Origin of the sequence: Burkholderia sp. Ac-20365, from assembly GCF_017104715.1 — a bacterium.
Taxonomy (GTDB): domain Bacteria; phylum Pseudomonadota; class Gammaproteobacteria; order Burkholderiales; family Burkholderiaceae; genus Paraburkholderia.
The window spans coordinates 1-16,692 of the sequence record NZ_JAAGPI010000007.1; the positions used below are offsets into that span (position 1 = coordinate 1).

Below are 16,692 nucleotides of genomic sequence, written 5' to 3' on the forward strand. Positions count from 1 at the left end.
TGTGCGGGGCGGCACTTACTTTCTTTGCCGCCGCAAAGAAAGTAAGCAAAGAAAGCGGGCTAACACCGCCCGTTCTTGACCTCCGCCTGAGGGCCCCCAACGGGTCCTCTCCTTCACACGGCAACCTGCTCTTCAATGCCCGTTGGCAGCGCTTTGAATCGGCGCCTCACCCGCTTCAATCACCCGCAGCGCCTCCAGCGGCAGCGAATGGTTACGGCCGCCCAGGTGGCAAACTGTGTGTAGGTCGTAGTACTCCACACCTCAGCGCTCTTACGACACCGATCGTGTTTTTCAGTCCGGAGTGAAGCGCATAAGCCGCGATAGCCGACACACAGTTTGCCGCTATAGAACGTGGGAGATTTGATCGCGCACGCGGCGACGCGGGAGTGTGAAGCGGGTGATGCGCCTGTTCAAGGCGCCGGCAACGGGCAGTGAAAAGCAGGTTGCCGTTTGAAGCGGAAGAACTGTTGGGGGCCCTCAGGCGGGAACAAGGATTAGCGGTGTTTAGCGGCTTTCTTTTGCCTACTTTTCTTTGCCGCGGCAAAGAAAAGTAGGTGCCGCCCCGCACAGGGGCGACGCGTGAACAAGGCAAAACATCACGCGGATGCCAGCGACAACAAAAGCAAACCAAACCAGCGTCGCAAGACACACCAAAACCAAACCCAAAACCAAACCAAAACCAACACCAAAACCATAAGTTGCCGGCCGGCAACACCCCGCGCCCCCCTGGTACATCCCCGCTTGCATGCATTTTTTTGCACCATTAACATAAAACGATATATACGGTTTTCCACGTCCGGGGTCATCCCCGCCAAGTGGACAAGGGGGCGGATCATGTCCGACAAGCATCTCTCCAGTCAATTCGACGCTGCGCTCAACATGCTGTCGACCAACCTGCTCGAAATGGGCGGTGTCGTCGAACGGCAAATTACCCGCTGTCTGTCACTGCTCGACGCATACGACCCGGCGCTAGTCGAAGATATCCGCGCGAGCGAGCGCGAACTGAATGCGCTCGAAGTCGAAATCGATGAGGAAATTCATCGTGTGATCGCACGTCGCCAGCCAGCCGCGCGCGATCTGCGGCTGCTGATGGCAATGTCCAAGTGCGTAACGAACCTCGAACGCATGGGCGACGAAGCGCGCAAGATCTCCAAGCGCATGCGGCGCATCGACGAATATGGCGGCACGCAACCGGTCTCGCTGACCGAACTGAAGAAATGCGGCGAAATGGCTTCGTCGATCCTGCACCGGGTGCTCGATGCGTTCGCGCGCATGGATGCAGTCGCGGCCGCGCAAATCGTGCGCGACGACAAGGCCATCGATGAAGTATTCCGCGCGTTCGTCCAGCGGCTCGCCATACATATGAACGAAACGCCTCGCACCATCTCCGTCGCGCTCGAATATCTGTTCATCGCGAAGGCGCTGGAACGGATCGGCGACCACGCGAAGAATATCGCCGAATTCGTCGTGTTCGTCGTCAAGGGGCGCGACGTGCGCCACATTCCACTGCGCGAACTGGAACGCGAAGCTCTGATGGATTGAAACATCGCGCACGACAGCGGCAATTTGACGGAACAGGCATCGGCAACATTCACTGTTGCAGATGCCTGTTTGCATTAGCGGACAGCATGCACCAAATCGCGCCAGGAAAGCATCGCAACGCATATCAATAGCTCGATTGCTTTCTTGTACTGACCTGCAGCGTCGACAAGAATGAGCGCTCAACGACGACAAACGCGCTCATTCCCATGTCGAAAGCACCCAGCCTGCAACTCGATTCCGCCGCGCTCGCCGACGAATACGATCGTCTCGGCATTCGCCAGTTCAATCACGGTCTGCAACTGCTCGACGCGCTCCATCTGCGCGAAGGCGAGCGCGTGCTCGACATCGGCTGCGGCACCGGACGGCTGACGGAATCGGCCGCGCAACGTGTCGGCGCACAGGGTGAAGTGCTCGGACTCGATCCGCTGCCGCTGCGCGTCGAACGCGCATTGCAACGCGCGCATGGCCGGTTTGCGGCACGCGTGGGCCGCGCGGAAGAACTCACGGATATCGCCGACGCGCATGTCGACGTCGTGTATCTGAACAGCGTGATTCACTGGATACCCGATCAACAACAGGCATTGCGCGAAGCGTGGCGCGTGCTGAAACCCGGCGGCCGTATCGGCTTCACGACCATGCCCGCCGACGTGCCGCACGACCTGCATCGCGTCCTGCACGCGCTGACCGAAAACGATGCCGCCTCGCAACACGCGGAGATCGGCGCGCCGAACAAGCTCACGCGCGAAAGCGCGGCAACGCTGCTCGCGTCTATCGGCTTCGACATCACGCTCAACGAGATCCGCGAATTCGACGACGCATTCGATAACGTCGACGATGTGCTGTCGTTCAGTCGCGCGAGTTCGTTCGGCAACTTCCTGTCATCGCTGCCTGAATCGCAGATCGCAACGCTGCGCGAGCGTCTCGCTGTTGCGCTCGAAGCGCATCGCGGCCCGCGCGGGTTGCAGCTGACGCGCCGCATGATCTTCACGACCGCGCGCAAACCGCTCGCGCACTAAGCACACCGCTCACGAGGCCGCATCGCCGCATGCGGCTGCGCTGCCGTTCATTCTTTCATCCGACTGCACACGCTCATCCAATGGACAACCGAATCCGACGCACCTTCACGCTCGTAAAGTCCGTTCTGCTCGCCACGGCGCTCGCTTTCACCGTACCGCAGGCGTACGCCGATAAACCCGCCGTGATCCGTATCGGCGTCGCGCAACAAGGCGTGGGCGATCCGCCTACATTCGGCGGCTCGCCAGCCGCAACCGTCCAACAGCAGCAACTGCTCGAAAAGGAATTCGCCGCCGATGGCATCAAGGTCGAATGGCTCTTCTTCAAAGGCGCGGGACCGGCCGTCAACGAAGCGATCGCGGACAAATCGCTCGACTTCGCCTTCCAGGGCGATCTCCCCGCTGTGCTCGGACGCGCAAACGGACTGAAGACGCGCATTCTGCTCGAATCCGGCGTACGCACCGGCGTGAAAATCGCCGTGCCGCCCGATTCGAACGTGCAGTCCGTGAAGGATCTGAAGGGACGGCGCGTGTCGATCTTCCGCGGCACCAATCTGCAACTCGTCGCGGACAACGTGCTCGCAGCGAACCAGCTCGACGAACGCGATCTGCGCGTGATCAATCTCGACTCGGCGAGTTCGCTGGCCGCGTTGTCGTCGAAAGGCATCGACGCGTCGGTCAACGACTATCACCTCTACAAGCTGCGCGATCAGGGTCTCGCGAAAATCATCTACGAATCGCAGTCGGACGGCCCGCAATTCACGCGGCAATCGCATCTGCTCGTGCTCGACGATTTCGACCACGCGCATCCCGACATCGTGCAGCGCGTCGTCAATGTGTTCGTGAAAGGCGCGCAATGGTCCTCCGATGAAGCGAACCGCGATGCCCTCTTCAAGCAGTGGGCGAAAAGCGGCGTCAGCTATGAATCATGGCAGGCAGAATTCGGAAAAGACAGCCTGAAGTCGCGTAATTCGCCGCTCGTCGATCCGTTTATCGTCGCGCGTTACAAGGCCGTGGCGAGCGACGCGCTCAAGCTCAAGCTGATCCGCAAACCTGTCGAAGTCGACGGCTGGTTCGAAACGCGTTATCTCGACAACGCGTTGCGCACGCAGTCGCTCGAGCATTACTGGACGCGCTATGACGCGCAGGGCAAACCGCTCAGCTGACGGAGGCCGCGATGAGCAAGGCGATAGACCAGTGGACCATTTCGAAGCGCGCCAGATCGGAGCCTGCGAGCGAAGTAAGCAAGGTGAGCGAGCGCACACAACGGCGCGTGCGCACGATAGCGTGGCATCTCGCACCGTGGCTGCTGCCTGCCGCGCTCTTCACGCTATGGAGCATAGGTTGCGCACGCGACTGGATCGCGCCGCAAATTCTTCCGCCGCCGCAACAGGTGTTCGACACGCTATACGAACTGGCCGTCAGCGGCGATCTCCTGCGCAACACGCTGGTCAGCCTGCAACGCGTGCTGGTGGGCTTCGGCGTCGGCACGCTCGCGGGTTTCATCATCGGCGCGGCACTGGGCTTGTCGCGCACCGTCGAAGCCTACGTGCTGCCCGCCTTCAACGCGCTGGTGCAGATTCCCGTGCTGGGCTGGCTGCCATTTCTGCTGCTGCTGGTCGGCGTTGGCGAGCCGCTCAAGTACATCCTGATCGCGCATGCCGCGCTCGTGCCCGTCACGTTGAGCACGATGCAAGGCGTGCGAAACACGCCCGCCGCGCTCGATGAAGTCGCACGCGTGTTTGGCTACAAGCGCTGGCAGCGCGTTGCGTACATCGTCTTGCCCGCTGCCGTGCCGACGCTCGCGACGGGCGTGCGGCTCGCGTTCACCAAAGCCTGGCTCGCGCTCGTTGTGGTCGAACTGGTGGCTTCGTCGGAAGGGCTCGGTTATCTGATCGTGTATGGCCGGCAACTCTTTCAGCTCGATCTCGTGATGGCGTCCGTGGTGATCGTCGGCGCAATCGGCTTTGCGATCAATCGCGCGCTCGATGCGCTCGAAGCCCGTCTGCGGCGCGGACAGCCGTCTGCATTCCGCGAGTAAACCTGTCGATCGAGGACACACGTCATGTCGTTCACACGCAAGATCAAAGGTCCGCCGCCGTGCGGTTGCGACGTGCCCGCGAAGCCTGAGCACGCGTCTGCGCTCAGGAAACGTCTTTCCGCGTTCAACTGGCGCGGCCTCGTATTACCGCTGGCAGCGTTCGCCTTGTGGTGGCTCGTGTCCGCGTTGCATCTCGTCAAGAGCGGCTTGCTGGTCAGCCCCGCCGATGTCGCGCGCACCGCATGGCAGCAGATCGAAAGCGGCGCGTTGTGGCGCGCGCTGTCGGCGTCGCTCGCGCGTGAAGCGAGCGGTTTCGTGATCGGCACGGCAGGCGGCCTGCTGCTCGGCGCGGCGCTCGGCTTTTCGCGCATCGCCACGCGCGTGATCGGCCCGACCTTCGATACGTTCAAGCAGATTTCCCTCTTCGCGTGGATTCCGCTGATCTCCGTGTGGTTCGGCCTCGGCGACATGGCGAAAGTGGTGTTCCTGTCGCTGGCCGCGCTGCTGCCCGTTGCCGCGCACACTTGCGACGGCATCCACTCGGTGCCTGCTCGCTATGTCGAAGTGGCACGCGCGTACCGCTATTCGCGGCTGCAAATGGCGCGCTTCGTGATCCTGCCCGCCGCGCTGCCGTCGATCTTCACGGGCATCTATCTCGCGCTGATCTATTCGTGGCTCGCGACGCTCGGCGCCGAATATCTGCTCGTCGCGGGCAGCGGTATCGGCAATACGCTGATCGACGGCAGCGAGCAGTTCCGGATGGATCTCGTGCTGTTCGGAATCATCGTCGTGGGCATAACCGGCTGGGCACTCAACGCACTCGCACGCGGCCTCGAACGACGTGTGCTCGCGCGCCGCGCGGCTGCATGACGCATGCAACAACAATCAGGAACCTGCACATGACGACGACAGTTACCGAAGGCATCCGCATTCGCAACGTCAGCAAGCGCTATGCGCAACGTGACGAAGCAAACGGCACGCTGCTCGTGCTCGACGACATTTCACTCGATATCGCGCAAGGCGAATTCATCAGCGTGCTCGGCGCGAGCGGTTGCGGCAAGTCGACGCTGCTGCGGCTGGTCGCGGGACTCGATGCGGACTATCGCGGCGAAATCCGCGTGGATGGCGAACGCGTGCGCGACACGTCGCTCGAACGCGGCATCGTGTTTCAGGATCACCGGCTGTTTCCGTGGCTCACGGCTTCACAGAACATCCTGGCTGCGCTGCGCAATGCACCGCTGTCGCAAAAGCAGAAGCGCGAAGCCGTCGCCGAGCATGTCGCGCTGGTCGGACTCGAAGGTTTCGAACAGGCGTATCCGCATCAGTTGTCGGGCGGCATGGCGCAGCGCGTCGCGATTGCGAGAGGGCTCGTGAACCGGCCGCGCGTGTTGCTGCTCGACGAACCGTTCGGCGCGCTCGACGCACTCACGCGCGGACGTCTGCAAAACGAACTGCAACGCATCTGGCAACACGAGCGCATCACGATGATTCTCGTCACGCACGATGTCGACGAGGCGATCTATCTGGGCGATCGCGTCGTGACAATGGCGCCGCGTCCGGGCCGCGTGAAGCGTATCGCGCACGTCGATCTGCCGCGTCCGCGCGAGCGCAGCGACGCGCGTTTCGTGCAACTGCGCGACCAGATACTCGCCGATTTCACCGAGCGCCCTGCTTCCGCGCATCACGATACGCCGGACGACGGCCAGCGCGCCGCCGCACGCGAGCCGCGTATCGGCGAATGGCGCCTTGCATGGTGAAGCCCGCTTTCTTTCGACGTCGATCAAGGAAAACACAGTGAGCGAAGCACGACAACACAAACGACAGATCAGCCTCGGCGCGTTCCTGATGGAAACGGGACATCACATCGCCGCATGGCGTCATCCCGACACGCACGCGAGCGGCGGTCTCGATTTCGCGCACTACGCGCAACTGGCGCAGATCGCCGAACGGGCAAAGTTCGACGCAATCTTTTTCGCCGACAGCGTCAGCGTGCGCGACACACATCTGCCTTCGCTGTCGCGCACGGCGCGCGCCGATCACTTCGAACCGTTGACGCTGCTATCCGCGCTCTCCGTCGTGACGTCGAACATCGGGCTGATCGCCACGGTCTCCACGACATTCAACGAGCCGTACAACGTCGCACGCAAGTTCGCGTCGCTCGATCATCTGAGCGGCGGACGCTCCGGCTGGAATCTCGTCACGTCGAGCACGGAGACGGAAGCGCACAACTTCGGCTTCGACAAGCATCCCGACCACGCGCTGCGCTACGAGCGCGCAAAGGAATTCCACGACGTCGTGACGGGCCTGTGGGATAGCTGGGAAGACGACGCGTTTCTGCGCGACAAGGCGAGCGGCGTCTACTTCGATGTCGACAAGCTGCACGTGCTCGAACATCGCGGCAAGCATTTCAAGGTGCGCGGGCCGTTGAACGTCGCGCGCTCACCGCAGGGACGGCCCGTCGTGATTCAGGCGGGTGCATCCGACGCAGGCAAGGAACTCGCCGCGCAAACGGCCGAAGTGATCTTCGTCGCCCATCAGACGCTCGATGAAGCGAAGCTCTTCTATCGCGACGTGAAAGGTCGGCTCGCGCGCTACGGACGCCGCCCTGAACATCTGAAGATCATGCCGGGCATATTTCCTGTGATCGGCAGAACGCAACAGGAAGCGCGCGACAAGTTCGACGCGTTGCAGGAACTGATTCATCCGACTGTCGGTTTGCAGTTGCTGTCGAACATGTCGGGCGGTGTCGATCTGTCGAAGTACGATATCGACGGGCCTGTGCCGGATCTCCCGGAAACCAACGGTGGCAAGAGCCGGCAACAACTTCTGCTCGACCTCGCGCGCCGCGACAACCTGACGATACGCCAGCTCTATCTGCGCATTGCTGGAGCGCGCGGGCATCAACAGGTGATCGGCACGCCGCAGAGCATCGCGGATCAGTTGCAGCAGTGGTTCGAAGAGGAAGGCGCGGATGGATTCAACATCATGTCGCCGTGGTTGCCAGGCGGGCTGAGCGAATTCGCCGAACTGGTCGTGCCGGAATTGCAGCGGCGCGGGCTGTTTCGCACTGAATACGAGGGACGCACGCTGCGCGATCATCTCGGGTTGCCGCGTCCGGAAAACCGTTTTTCCGCGCAGACGCCGGTCGCGCAGACGGCGTGATTAACTAGAGCTTGCCCGGTCGCGGATCGGATACAAAGCCATCGCGATTGGGCATGTGTACTGCTGCAAGCGAATGCGCGTCGAGACGCGCATCGTCGGGAACGATGCCGTTCTGGTTCAGAATCCACGCGCTCACCGCGTAGACTTCATCGGCACTGAGCGATTGCGGCGCGTTGTATGGCATCGCGCGTCGGATGTAGTCGAAAAGCGTCGTCGCGTAAGGCCAGTAGCTGCCTACCGTACGCTTCGGATTGGCCGACGTCAGCGTGCCGCGTCCGCCTATCAGTTGATCGCCGATCAGCCCTTCTCCCTTCGCGCCATGGCACGTCGCGCATCTGGCCGCGAAAATCCTGCCGCCCATTGCGACATCGCCGCTGCCAGCGGGCAAGCCGTGGCCGTCCGGCGCGACGTCGATATTCCATGCGGCGATGTCGGCGTCGCTGATTGGCGTTCCGATTGCATCGGCAGATTTGCTCAACTCAGCGTTCAATGCAGGCTGGCGCGCTTCGTACGAGGTCGAGCATGCGGCAAGCAACGCACACAACAAAGACGCCTGAAAAACGGCCCTAAGCATTCTTCACACTCCCATCCGCGCCGATGCGCCACTGGTGAATGCCGTTGTAGTGGTAGTTCGAATTCAACCCGCGTGCCTGCACCAGAGCCTCGCGCGTGGGCTGCACATAGCCCGTCGAGTCCGTGGCGCGCGACAGGATCGCCGCCGGCTCACCGTTCCAGACCCAGCCCGATTGAAACCGCGTCAACGCGCGATCGCGTGCCGGTTCATCGATTGCCGCGTCCTGCCAGCTCTTTCCGCCATCCGTCGATACTTCGACCCGGCGAATCGCGCCGCGCCCCGACCACGCGAGTCCGACAATCGGATAGAAGCCGTGCACCGTCAGCTTTTGTCCCGACGAGGGCCGCGTAATCACCGACTTCGCGTCCATCTCGAACACGAACTGCCGTGCGCGTCCGTCGGGCAGCAGCCCAGTGTATTTCGACGTTTCCTCGCGCGTCTCCAGCGGCGCATCGACAATCTTCAACCGCCGCAGCCACTTCACGTTTGTATTGCCTTCGAAACCCGGCACGATCAACCGCAGCGGATAGCCGTTCTCGGGACGCAAACGCTCGCCATTCTGCGCATAGACGACGAGCGCGCTGTCGAGAATGCGGTCGAGCGGCAGGCTGCGCGTCATTGCGGAGGCATCGGCGCCTTCGGCGAGCAGCCATTTGGGCGCGCGTCCGTCTGTCGCCGCGGCGAGTCCGCCCGTTGCCTCGAGCAAGGTCGAAAGACGCACGCCCGTCCATTCGCAGCATGACAGCAGACCGTGCGTGATCTGCACGGGCAAGCCACTCGGGCCCTTCCATTCACTCCCCGTGTTGCCTGAGCACTCAAGAAAATGAATACGCGATTCCGACGGCAGACGCAGCAGATCATCCATCGTGAAGAGCTTCGGCTCGCGCACGAAACCATGCACGACGAGCCGATGCGCGTCGGGATCGATATCCGGCACGCCTGCATGATGCCGCTCGTAGACGAGTCCGTTCGGCGTGATCGTGCCGTGGAGGTCCGCGAGCGGCGTGAGCGACGAGGCCGCGCCAGGCATCGGCCAGGCACGCGACGCGCGGCGCACAACGTTCGCTTCACGCGGCGAAGGCTGACCATACGGATGATCGAGAATCGGTGCGCCGGGCGTTTGCGACCACGGATCGACCTTCAATGGCTGCAACAGCGTCGCCGCCTTCACGCCAGGCGCGACCAGCGCGGAGAGCGCCAGCCCGCCGAGCATCCGGCGACGCGGCAACACGGAATTTGTCTTCGATTCAGGAGTCGGCGGATTGGACATGAGAGAACCGTTTGATTCGCGAACGTGCGTCGCGCTTGCCGCGACGCTGCGCGCCATCGAGCAGACGCGTCGCACAGAATTGCAGCGCGGAACACAGCAGCAGATAGACGAGGCCGACGAACAGGAAGATCTGCGCGGGATACACCATCAGCCGGTTATTGACCTGGTTGGCGAGAAACGTGAACTCCGGCACGCCGACGATATACGCGAGCGACGTATCCTTGATCAGCGACACCCATTGATTCACGAACGACGGCGTCATGATCCGCACGGCCTGCGGCAACAGCACATAGCGCAACGCCTGCCAGCGCGTGAGTCCAAGTGACAACCCTGCCTGCTCCTGCCCTGCGCCCACGGCGGCAATGCCCGCCTGCACCGAGTGCGACAGATACGCGCCGCCGATCAGCGCCAATGCACACACGACTGTCGCAAGTCCGGGCACGTCGATGTGGAGCAGCATCGGCATCAGGAAGAACGTCCAGAAGATCAGCATCAGGACGGGAATCGCACGGAAAAAACCGATGATGGCTGTGAGCACGAGATTCACTGCACCGCGCGTCATCGACAACGCAATGCCGCCCGCGAGACCAACGGCAGCGGACAGCAACGCCGACACGATCGACATGACGAGCGTCAGCGCCGCGCCACCCAGCGGCCCATTCGGAAACGTGCCGAGCAGCAGATAACGCAGCGTAGGCAACCAGTCCAATGCGCTCATGCAGTGCCTCGCTGCCAGCGCTCAACGCTGCGTCGCTTCCAGAGCAGCAACGCCACTTCAATCACGGCAATGGTCACGATATAAAGAACCGTCGCCGCGCCGAACGCCTGAAACGTCTTGAACGTTTCCGTATCGACTTGCCGCGACGAGTACGACAGTTCGGCGAGACCAATCGCCATCGTCAGCGACGAGTTCTTCACGATGTTCATGCATTGACCCGCGAGCGGCGGCGTTGCGATGCGAATAGCCTGCGGAAGAATCACGTAACGAAAGGTCGCGAGCGGCGCGAGTCCCAACGCGGCCGCCGCCTGATACTGCCCGCTCTTGACGCCGCGAATGCCCGCACGAAACTCTTCACCGACGAACGTCGTCGCATAGCACGTCAAGCCGATCCATCCCGCGACGAATTCAAACGAAGGCCATGCGAGCGTGACGCTCCACACCGAAACCACATGCGGCGCGTTGAGCCACTCCATCCAGCTCTGTGGAAGCAAGGTCGCCGCGCCGAAGTACCAGAACAGCAACTGCACGAGCAGCGGCGAATTGCGAAAGACAAGCACGTACAGCGCTGCGATGCGCGCAACCACGAGGTTGCGCGCATTGCGCGCCAGCGCGAGCAGAAAGCCGAACAACGTGGCCGACACGACCACGCAGATCGACAACAGCAAAGTCAGCGCGAAGCCGTGCGCGAGCCACGCGACGTACTTCGGTTCCAGCCAGCCGTTCATGCCGCGATCAGCTCTTTTGCGGATCGCCGATCCTGAACAGGCGCGGCAGCGGCGCACGGCTATTCGGGCCGAACCACTGATCGTAGATTTTGCTCGCCGAACCGTTCGATTCCAGCCCCTTCAACGTATCGTCGACCACATTCAGCAGACGCGTCTCGCCCTTCGGCACGCCCACGCCTTCATAGTCGTTGGAAATCGTGAACGGCGAAATCTCGTAGTTCGCCTTGTCCGGCACATTTGCCAGCAGCGCGACGAGCTTCGGACCGTCTTGGGTGATCGCCTGCACGTTGCCCGCGCGCAGCGCGGCGAACGCGAACGGCGTGTCGTCGTAGGCGACGATCGTCGCATTCGGGAATTGGGCGCGTACCTGCTGCTCGTTGGTCGTGCCCTTGTCGGCGCCGACGCGCAAGCTGTTCAATTGCTGCGGCGTCTTCAATACGCCCTTCTTCGCGATGAACTGCGTGCCCGACGCAAAATACGGCGTGCTGAAATCGACTTCTTTCTTGCGCTCGTCGGTGATCGTGAAGTTCGCGAACACCAGATCGACCTTGCCCGACTTCAGGAACGCAATGCGGTTCGCGGGATTGGTCGGCTGGATTTCGAGCTTCACGCCGAGCTTGTTTGCGACGGCGCGTGCATAGTCGACATCGAGTCCAACAATCTGATTGTTCTTCGGATCGACGAAACCGAACGGCGGATTGCTGTCGAACGTCGCAACGCGCAATACGCCCGCTTTCTTGATGTCGTCGAGACGGTCGGCGTGCGCCGCGCTGGAAACGGCGAGCATCAACCCCATGATGACAGCGCCAGCAAACCGGATTTTCATAGTTGGACCTTCTGATGTTATGCGTGTAGCCGCGTGCAGAGTGCACGGCTCATCGTCGATATCGATGATGAGCCGCGACTTTAGCAACGCGTTTGCGCGCGACGAACCAATAAATCGTCACGAGCAAAGCGGTACACGTCATATGCGCTTTAGTAGCCGCACATTACTTATCAGAAGCGTCCGCCTCTTTAACATTGCCGTCCCATCCGCCGCCCAAAGCTTTCACGAGCAAGACGGCGTTCTGCAGCGCAGTGCTGCTGTAATCGAGTGCGATCTTGCGATCCTGCACTTGCGTCAGTTGCGTATCGAGCACGTCGATGCGGCTCGACGTGCCTGCCGCGAAGTTGCGTTGCTGGCTGGCCGCCAGTTCGCCGCTGCGTTGCGCGACATCGTTCGATGAAGCCGCCTGGCGCGTCGCGATCTGCACGGCGCTCAGATAGTCTTCGACGTCCTGGAACGCGCTCAGCACAGTCTGCCGGTATGCAGCCACTTCCTGATCGTAGTTGGCGCGCGCTGCCCGCACCGATGCGGCCGTCGCACCAGCGTCGAACACTGTCTGCGCAACGTCGAGTCCTAACGACCAGAAGCGTGTGGGCAGCGAAATCAGATGCGCGAGCGACGTGCCGCTCCAGCCGCCATCGGCCGACAATGTGATGGTCGGGAAATAGCCCGCCTTCGCCACGCCGATCTTCGCGTTGTATTGCGCAACGGTGCGCTCGGCCTGTACGACGTCCGGTCGCCGCTGCAACAACGTGGACGGCAACGAAACAGGCAGCGTCGGCAGGTCGAACCGGTAGTTCGCCTGAACCGGCAACGAATATGCCGCGGGCGGTTCGCCGATCAGCACCGCAATCGCATGCTCGTACTGACGACGCGTGAGTTGCGCGCTTGCGATGCTTTCATCGATCGTCTGCAACGTGTTGTGGGCCGTGCGTACATCGTCGTATGAAGACACGCCCTGCTTGTATTTCGCTTCCGTCAGCGCGAGCAGTTCCGCGTCGATGCGGCGTTCTTCGTCGAGAATCGCCAGATCGGCGTCGGCGGCCCGCACGGTGAAGTAGTCGACGGCCAGCGTCGCGAGCACGCTCAGACGTTCGCCCGCCAGTTGCGCGTCCGATGCCTGCGCGCTTGCCTCGCTCGCTTCGACGGAGCGTCGCACGCTGCCCCACAGGTCCGGTTCCCAGCTCGCTTCGAGTTGCGCCGACACGCTCTTCGACGTGTAACTGGTCGAGGTGCTGCCGGAACTGATCGTCGTCGTACTGTTGCCCGTGCCGGTGCGCGACCGCGTGCCCGATCCGGCGAACGACACTGTCGGGAACAGGCTCGCACGCGACGACACCACCTGCGCACGCGCCGAGCGATACGCCGCTTCGTATTGCGCGAGCGTCTGGTTCGCCTTCAATGCGCGTTCGCAGAGATCGTTGAGCGTCTGGTCATTGAACATCGTCCACCAGCGGCTATCGAGCGACGCAGCCGGGTCGGGCTTCGCCTGTTGCCACACGCCGTCCGCGTCCGGGCTGTTCATTTCCTTGAACGTAGCGGGCGTGGCGACATCGGGCCGCTTGTAGTCGGGGCCAACCGCGCAGCCCGCGCACAGCGTTGCAATGGCGACAGCCACGATCGATCGTTGCACACGCCGCTTCGTGCGCGTTGCTTTGTCCATCATGATGAGGTTCCGTTACGTTTGGCGCGCCGGCCGTTGAAGCGGTCGAGCCAGAGATAGATCACAGGCGTCGTGAAGAGCGTCAGCAACTGGCTGACCATCAGGCCGCCGAGAATCGCGACGCCGAGCGGATGACGGAACTCGTGTCCGTAGCCCGTGCTGACGATCAGCGGCACCGCGCCGAGCAACGCGGCAAGCGTGGTCATCATGATCGGCCGGAAGCGCGTGAGGCACGCCTGATAGATCGACTCTTCAGCGCTCGCATGCTGTTCGCGTTCGTAAGTGACGGCGAAATCGACCATCATGATCGCGTTCTTCTTGACGATGCCGATCAGCAGCACGATGCCGATCAGCGCGATGATGGTCAGTTCATAACCGCAGACGTAGAGCGCGATCAGCGCGCCGAGGCCCGCTGAAGGCAGCGTCGACAGAATCGTCAGCGGATGAACGAGGTTTTCGTACAGGATGCCGAGCGCGATATACACGGCAATCAGCGCGCCGATGATCAGCAGCAGTTCGCTGCCGCCCGATTGCTGCATCATCGCGCCTTGTCCCGCGAAGCCCGGCAATATCGTGTTCGGCAGATTCAGCGACGTAACGGCGTGTTGAATGGCCGCATTCGCGTCGCTCATCGTCACGCCCTCACGCAGGTTGTACGACAGCGTGACCGCGGGAAACTGGTTGTCGTGCGCAATCGTGACGGGCGCGTGCGACAGCGTGCGCGTGGCGAGCGCGGACAGCGGTACGAGCGTGGCACTCGACGCGGTGCTTGTCGAAGACGTCGTGCTGGACGTGGTAGTTGTCGTGCCTGTCGTCGTGCTCGTTGTACCAGTCGAACTGGTCGTCGCGTTCGTTGCGGGAACGTATAGCGTGTCCAGCGTCTTCGGGTCTTGCCAGTATTGCGGCGCGACTTCCATCACCACGTGATACTGATTCGCAGGCCCGTAGATCGTCGCGATCTGCCGCTGGCTGAATGCATCGTTCAATGCGTCGTCGATGGCTTCGAACGGCACGCCCAGACGCGCCGCCGCATCGCGATTGACTTGCAGCATCATCGACAGGCTTGCGCTCTGCACGTCGGTGTTCACGTCGCGCAATTGCGGCAGCGAGCGCAGCTTCGCTTCGATACGCGGCACCCACTTGTCCAGTTCGTCCTGATTCTCCGCTGTTACCGTGTACTGGAATTGCGCCGAACTCTGCCGCGCACCGAACATCAGGTCCTGCGCCGATTGCATCAACAGACGCACGCCTGGAATATCGTTCGTGCGGCGGCCCAGATCGGCGATCACCTGATCCGCACTGTGCTTGCGCTCCGACAGCGGCTTGAGCGTGATGAACATCATGCTGTTGCTCACTGCATTGCGTCCCCCGACATAACCCGACACCGATTGCACATCCGGATTCTGCAAAATGCGCTTGTTGATCTCGTCGAACTTCTGTTTCATCGCCTGAAACGAAATGCTCTGCGACGCCTGGATGTTGCCCATCAGCCGCCCCGTGTCCTCGATCGGGAAGAAGCCTTTCGGCATCACGGCGACCACACCGACATTGGCGAACAGCAGGAATACGGTGACGGCAAGCATGATCTTCGGATGACGCAGCGCCCAGCGCAGACTGCGGCCATACGCACGTTCGACACGCGGCCCGATTGCGCCTTCATCCTGCTTGTGCGGCGCGGCACGCAACAGCAGGCGTCCGAGCGTCGGCGCGAGCGTCAACGAAATCACCATCGAAATCAGGATCGCAATCGCAAGCGACACCGAGAACTCGCGGAACAGCCGCCCAACGAGTCCGCTCATCATGATGAGCGGCAGGAACACGACCACCAGCGATACGCTGATCGTCAGCACGGTAAAGCCGACTTCACGCGTGCCATCTAGCGCGGCGGCCAACGGTGATTTGCCCTGATCCAGATGCCGCATGATGTTTTCGACGACGACGATCGCATCGTCCACCACGAAGCCGGTCGAGATGGTCAGCGCCATCAGCGACAGGTTGTTAAGGCTGTAGCCGAGGAAGTACATCGCGGTGAACGTGCCCGCCAGCGCGAGCGGCACCGTGATTGCTGGAATCAGCGTACTGCGCCAGTCGCGGAAAAACGCATACGACACGGCTGTCACCAGCAGCACAGCGGCCAGCAGCGAGATTTCGACGTCGAACACCGACGAGCGGATCGTCTGCGTGCCGTCCAGCACGACGTTCAGTTTCACTGTCGAGGGCATGCCCGCGGCGAGTTGCGGCAGCGTCGCGCGAATCGCGTCGACGGTCTTGATCACGTTCGCGTTCGGCTGCTTCGACACGATCAGCAGCACGGCGGGCTTGCCGTTCGCGAGCCCGTAGTTGCGCAGGTCTTCCGTCGACTTCACCACTTGCGCGACGTCGGTGACGCGTACGACGGAACCGTCGTGCGTGCGGATCACGAGCGGCTTGTAGTCGGCGGGTTCCATCAACTGATCGTTTGCGCCGATCACATAGTGCTGGCCGTTCATGCTGACGGCGCCCTTCGGCAAGTCGACGCTGGCGTTCGCAAGCGCGGTGCGCACGCTGTCGAGCGCGATACCGTAGCGACTCAACTGATCGGGATTCAATTCGACGCGCACAGCAGGCAGCGCGCCGCCGCCCACGGTCACGTCGCCGACGCCTTGCACCTGCAACAGCTTTTGCTGTAACACCGACGACGCATAGTCGTACATCTGCCCGACGCCCACGGTATCCGACGTCAAGCCGACGATCATCACCGGCGCCGCAGCAGGATTCATCTTGCGATACGTCGGCGTTTGCGTGAGTGTCGTCGGCAGATTGCTGCGCGCGGCATTGATCGCCGCCTGCACATCGCGCGCGGCGCCGTCGATGTCGCGGTTCAGATCGAACTGCAACACGATCTGCGACGAGCCCGACGAGCTTTGCGACGTCATCTGCGTGAGGCCCGCAATGGAACCGAAAGCACGTTCGAGCGGCGCCGTCACAGTCTTGGCGACGGTGTCGGGGTTCGCACCCGACAAGGTCGCGCTGACCATCACGACGGGGAAATCCACCGAAGGCAGCGCCGCGACCGGCAGCAGCCGGAACGCGACGATGCCGAACAGCGCAAGGCCAATTGCCAGCAGCATCGTGCCGATCGGACGACGGATGAACGGAGCGGACAGATTCATGCT

Annotated in this window: 14 protein-coding genes; 7 read left to right on the top strand and 7 right to left on the bottom strand. The window is 62.1% G+C overall.

Translation table 11 applies throughout. From position 1 onward, the window contains the following. The first annotated feature begins 834 nt into the window (after positions 1 to 834). The 7 genes from phoU to G3O01_RS14555 all read left to right on the top strand — a co-directional run bounded on the left by phoU (position 835) and on the right by G3O01_RS14555 (position 7,758). Positions 835 to 1,542: a phosphate signaling complex protein PhoU gene (gene phoU, locus G3O01_RS14525; protein ID WP_205806111.1), complete on the top strand. Its 708-nt coding sequence runs from the start codon at positions 835 to 837 to the stop codon at positions 1,540 to 1,542. Positions 1,543 to 1,748: 206 nt separating this feature from the next. Next, on the top strand, positions 1,749 to 2,558 hold the full coding sequence (locus G3O01_RS14530) for a methyltransferase domain-containing protein (RefSeq protein WP_205805748.1): 810 nt from the start codon (positions 1,749 to 1,751) through the stop codon (positions 2,556 to 2,558). Between the two features lie 80 nt (positions 2,559 to 2,638). Beyond that, positions 2,639 to 3,721 (top strand): ABC transporter substrate-binding protein, encoded by a 1,083-nt coding sequence (locus G3O01_RS14535; protein ID WP_205805750.1) that lies wholly within the window; start codon positions 2,639 to 2,641, stop codon positions 3,719 to 3,721. Between the two features lie 11 nt (positions 3,722 to 3,732). Next, on the top strand, positions 3,733 to 4,596 hold the full coding sequence (locus tag G3O01_RS14540) for an ABC transporter permease (protein WP_241023967.1): 864 nt from the start codon (positions 3,733 to 3,735) through the stop codon (positions 4,594 to 4,596). Positions 4,597 to 4,620: 24 nt separating this feature from the next. After that, entirely contained in the window at positions 4,621 to 5,466 is an 846-nt protein-coding gene (locus tag G3O01_RS14545) for an ABC transporter permease (protein WP_241023968.1), read from the top strand. Positions 5,467 to 5,495: 29 nt separating this feature from the next. After that, a complete protein-coding gene (locus G3O01_RS14550; protein ID WP_205805752.1) occupies positions 5,496 to 6,353 on the top strand; it encodes an ABC transporter ATP-binding protein in 858 nt (285 codons plus the stop codon). A 37-nt stretch (positions 6,354 to 6,390) separates the two neighbouring features. After that, entirely contained in the window at positions 6,391 to 7,758 is a 1,368-nt protein-coding gene (locus G3O01_RS14555) for an LLM class flavin-dependent oxidoreductase (RefSeq protein WP_205805754.1), read from the top strand. A gap of 4 nt (positions 7,759 to 7,762) precedes the next feature. On the opposite strand, the gene G3O01_RS14560 is transcribed toward G3O01_RS14555, so the two are convergent. From G3O01_RS14560 to G3O01_RS14590, 7 genes are all read right to left on the bottom strand, one after another. After that, positions 7,763 to 8,332, bottom strand: a complete 570-nt coding sequence (locus G3O01_RS14560) for a cytochrome c (protein WP_205805756.1) — start codon at positions 8,330 to 8,332, stop codon at positions 7,763 to 7,765. Then, a complete protein-coding gene (soxC, locus tag G3O01_RS14565; RefSeq protein WP_205805757.1) occupies positions 8,325 to 9,602 on the bottom strand; it encodes a sulfite dehydrogenase in 1,278 nt (425 codons plus the stop codon). Before soxC ends, G3O01_RS14560 begins: the two co-directional genes overlap by 8 nt. After that, on the bottom strand, positions 9,580 to 10,320 hold the full coding sequence (locus G3O01_RS14570) for an amino acid ABC transporter permease (RefSeq protein WP_205805759.1): 741 nt from the start codon (positions 10,318 to 10,320) through the stop codon (positions 9,580 to 9,582). Before G3O01_RS14570 ends, soxC begins: the two co-directional genes overlap by 23 nt. Beyond that, a complete protein-coding gene (locus G3O01_RS14575; RefSeq protein ID WP_205805760.1) occupies positions 10,317 to 11,048 on the bottom strand; it encodes an amino acid ABC transporter permease in 732 nt (243 codons plus the stop codon). The genes G3O01_RS14570 and G3O01_RS14575 overlap by 4 nt, the downstream gene beginning before the upstream one ends. 7 nt (positions 11,049 to 11,055) lie before the next feature. Next, complete coding sequence (locus tag G3O01_RS14580) at positions 11,056 to 11,874, bottom strand: ABC transporter substrate-binding protein (protein ID WP_205805761.1); 819 nt, start codon at positions 11,872 to 11,874, stop codon at positions 11,056 to 11,058. A gap of 163 nt (positions 11,875 to 12,037) precedes the next feature. Next, positions 12,038 to 13,540 (bottom strand): efflux transporter outer membrane subunit, encoded by a 1,503-nt coding sequence (locus G3O01_RS14585; protein ID WP_205805762.1) that lies wholly within the window; start codon positions 13,538 to 13,540, stop codon positions 12,038 to 12,040. Next, entirely contained in the window at positions 13,537 to 16,689 is a 3,153-nt protein-coding gene (locus G3O01_RS14590) for an efflux RND transporter permease subunit (RefSeq protein WP_205805763.1), read from the bottom strand. Before G3O01_RS14590 ends, G3O01_RS14585 begins: the two co-directional genes overlap by 4 nt. Positions 16,690 to 16,692 lie beyond the last annotated feature (3 nt).

Bases quoted from the DNA above. Each gene is read 5' to 3' on its own strand.
- phoU (WP_205806111.1), top strand. From the start codon at position 835: ATGTCCGACAAGCATCTCTCCAGTCAATTCGACGCTGCGCTCAACATG.
- G3O01_RS14530 (WP_205805748.1), top strand. From the start codon at position 1,749: ATGTCGAAAGCACCCAGCCTGCAACTCGATTCCGCCGCGCTCGCCGAC.
- G3O01_RS14535 (WP_205805750.1), top strand. From the start codon at position 2,639: ATGGACAACCGAATCCGACGCACCTTCACGCTCGTAAAGTCCGTTCTG.
- G3O01_RS14540 (WP_241023967.1), top strand. From the start codon at position 3,733: ATGAGCAAGGCGATAGACCAGTGGACCATTTCGAAGCGCGCCAGATCG.
- G3O01_RS14545 (WP_241023968.1), top strand. From the start codon at position 4,621: ATGTCGTTCACACGCAAGATCAAAGGTCCGCCGCCGTGCGGTTGCGAC.
- G3O01_RS14550 (WP_205805752.1), top strand. From the start codon at position 5,496: ATGACGACGACAGTTACCGAAGGCATCCGCATTCGCAACGTCAGCAAG.
- G3O01_RS14560 (WP_205805756.1), bottom strand. From the start codon at position 8,332: ATGCTTAGGGCCGTTTTTCAGGCGTCTTTGTTGTGTGCGTTGCTTGCC.
- soxC (WP_205805757.1), bottom strand. From the start codon at position 9,602: ATGTCCAATCCGCCGACTCCTGAATCGAAGACAAATTCCGTGTTGCCG.
- G3O01_RS14570 (WP_205805759.1), bottom strand. From the start codon at position 10,320: ATGAGCGCATTGGACTGGTTGCCTACGCTGCGTTATCTGCTGCTCGGC.
- G3O01_RS14575 (WP_205805760.1), bottom strand. From the start codon at position 11,048: ATGAACGGCTGGCTGGAACCGAAGTACGTCGCGTGGCTCGCGCACGGC.
- G3O01_RS14580 (WP_205805761.1), bottom strand. From the start codon at position 11,874: ATGAAAATCCGGTTTGCTGGCGCTGTCATCATGGGGTTGATGCTCGCC.
- G3O01_RS14585 (WP_205805762.1), bottom strand. From the start codon at position 13,540: ATGATGGACAAAGCAACGCGCACGAAGCGGCGTGTGCAACGATCGATC.
- G3O01_RS14590 (WP_205805763.1), bottom strand. From the start codon at position 16,689: ATGAATCTGTCCGCTCCGTTCATCCGTCGTCCGATCGGCACGATGCTG.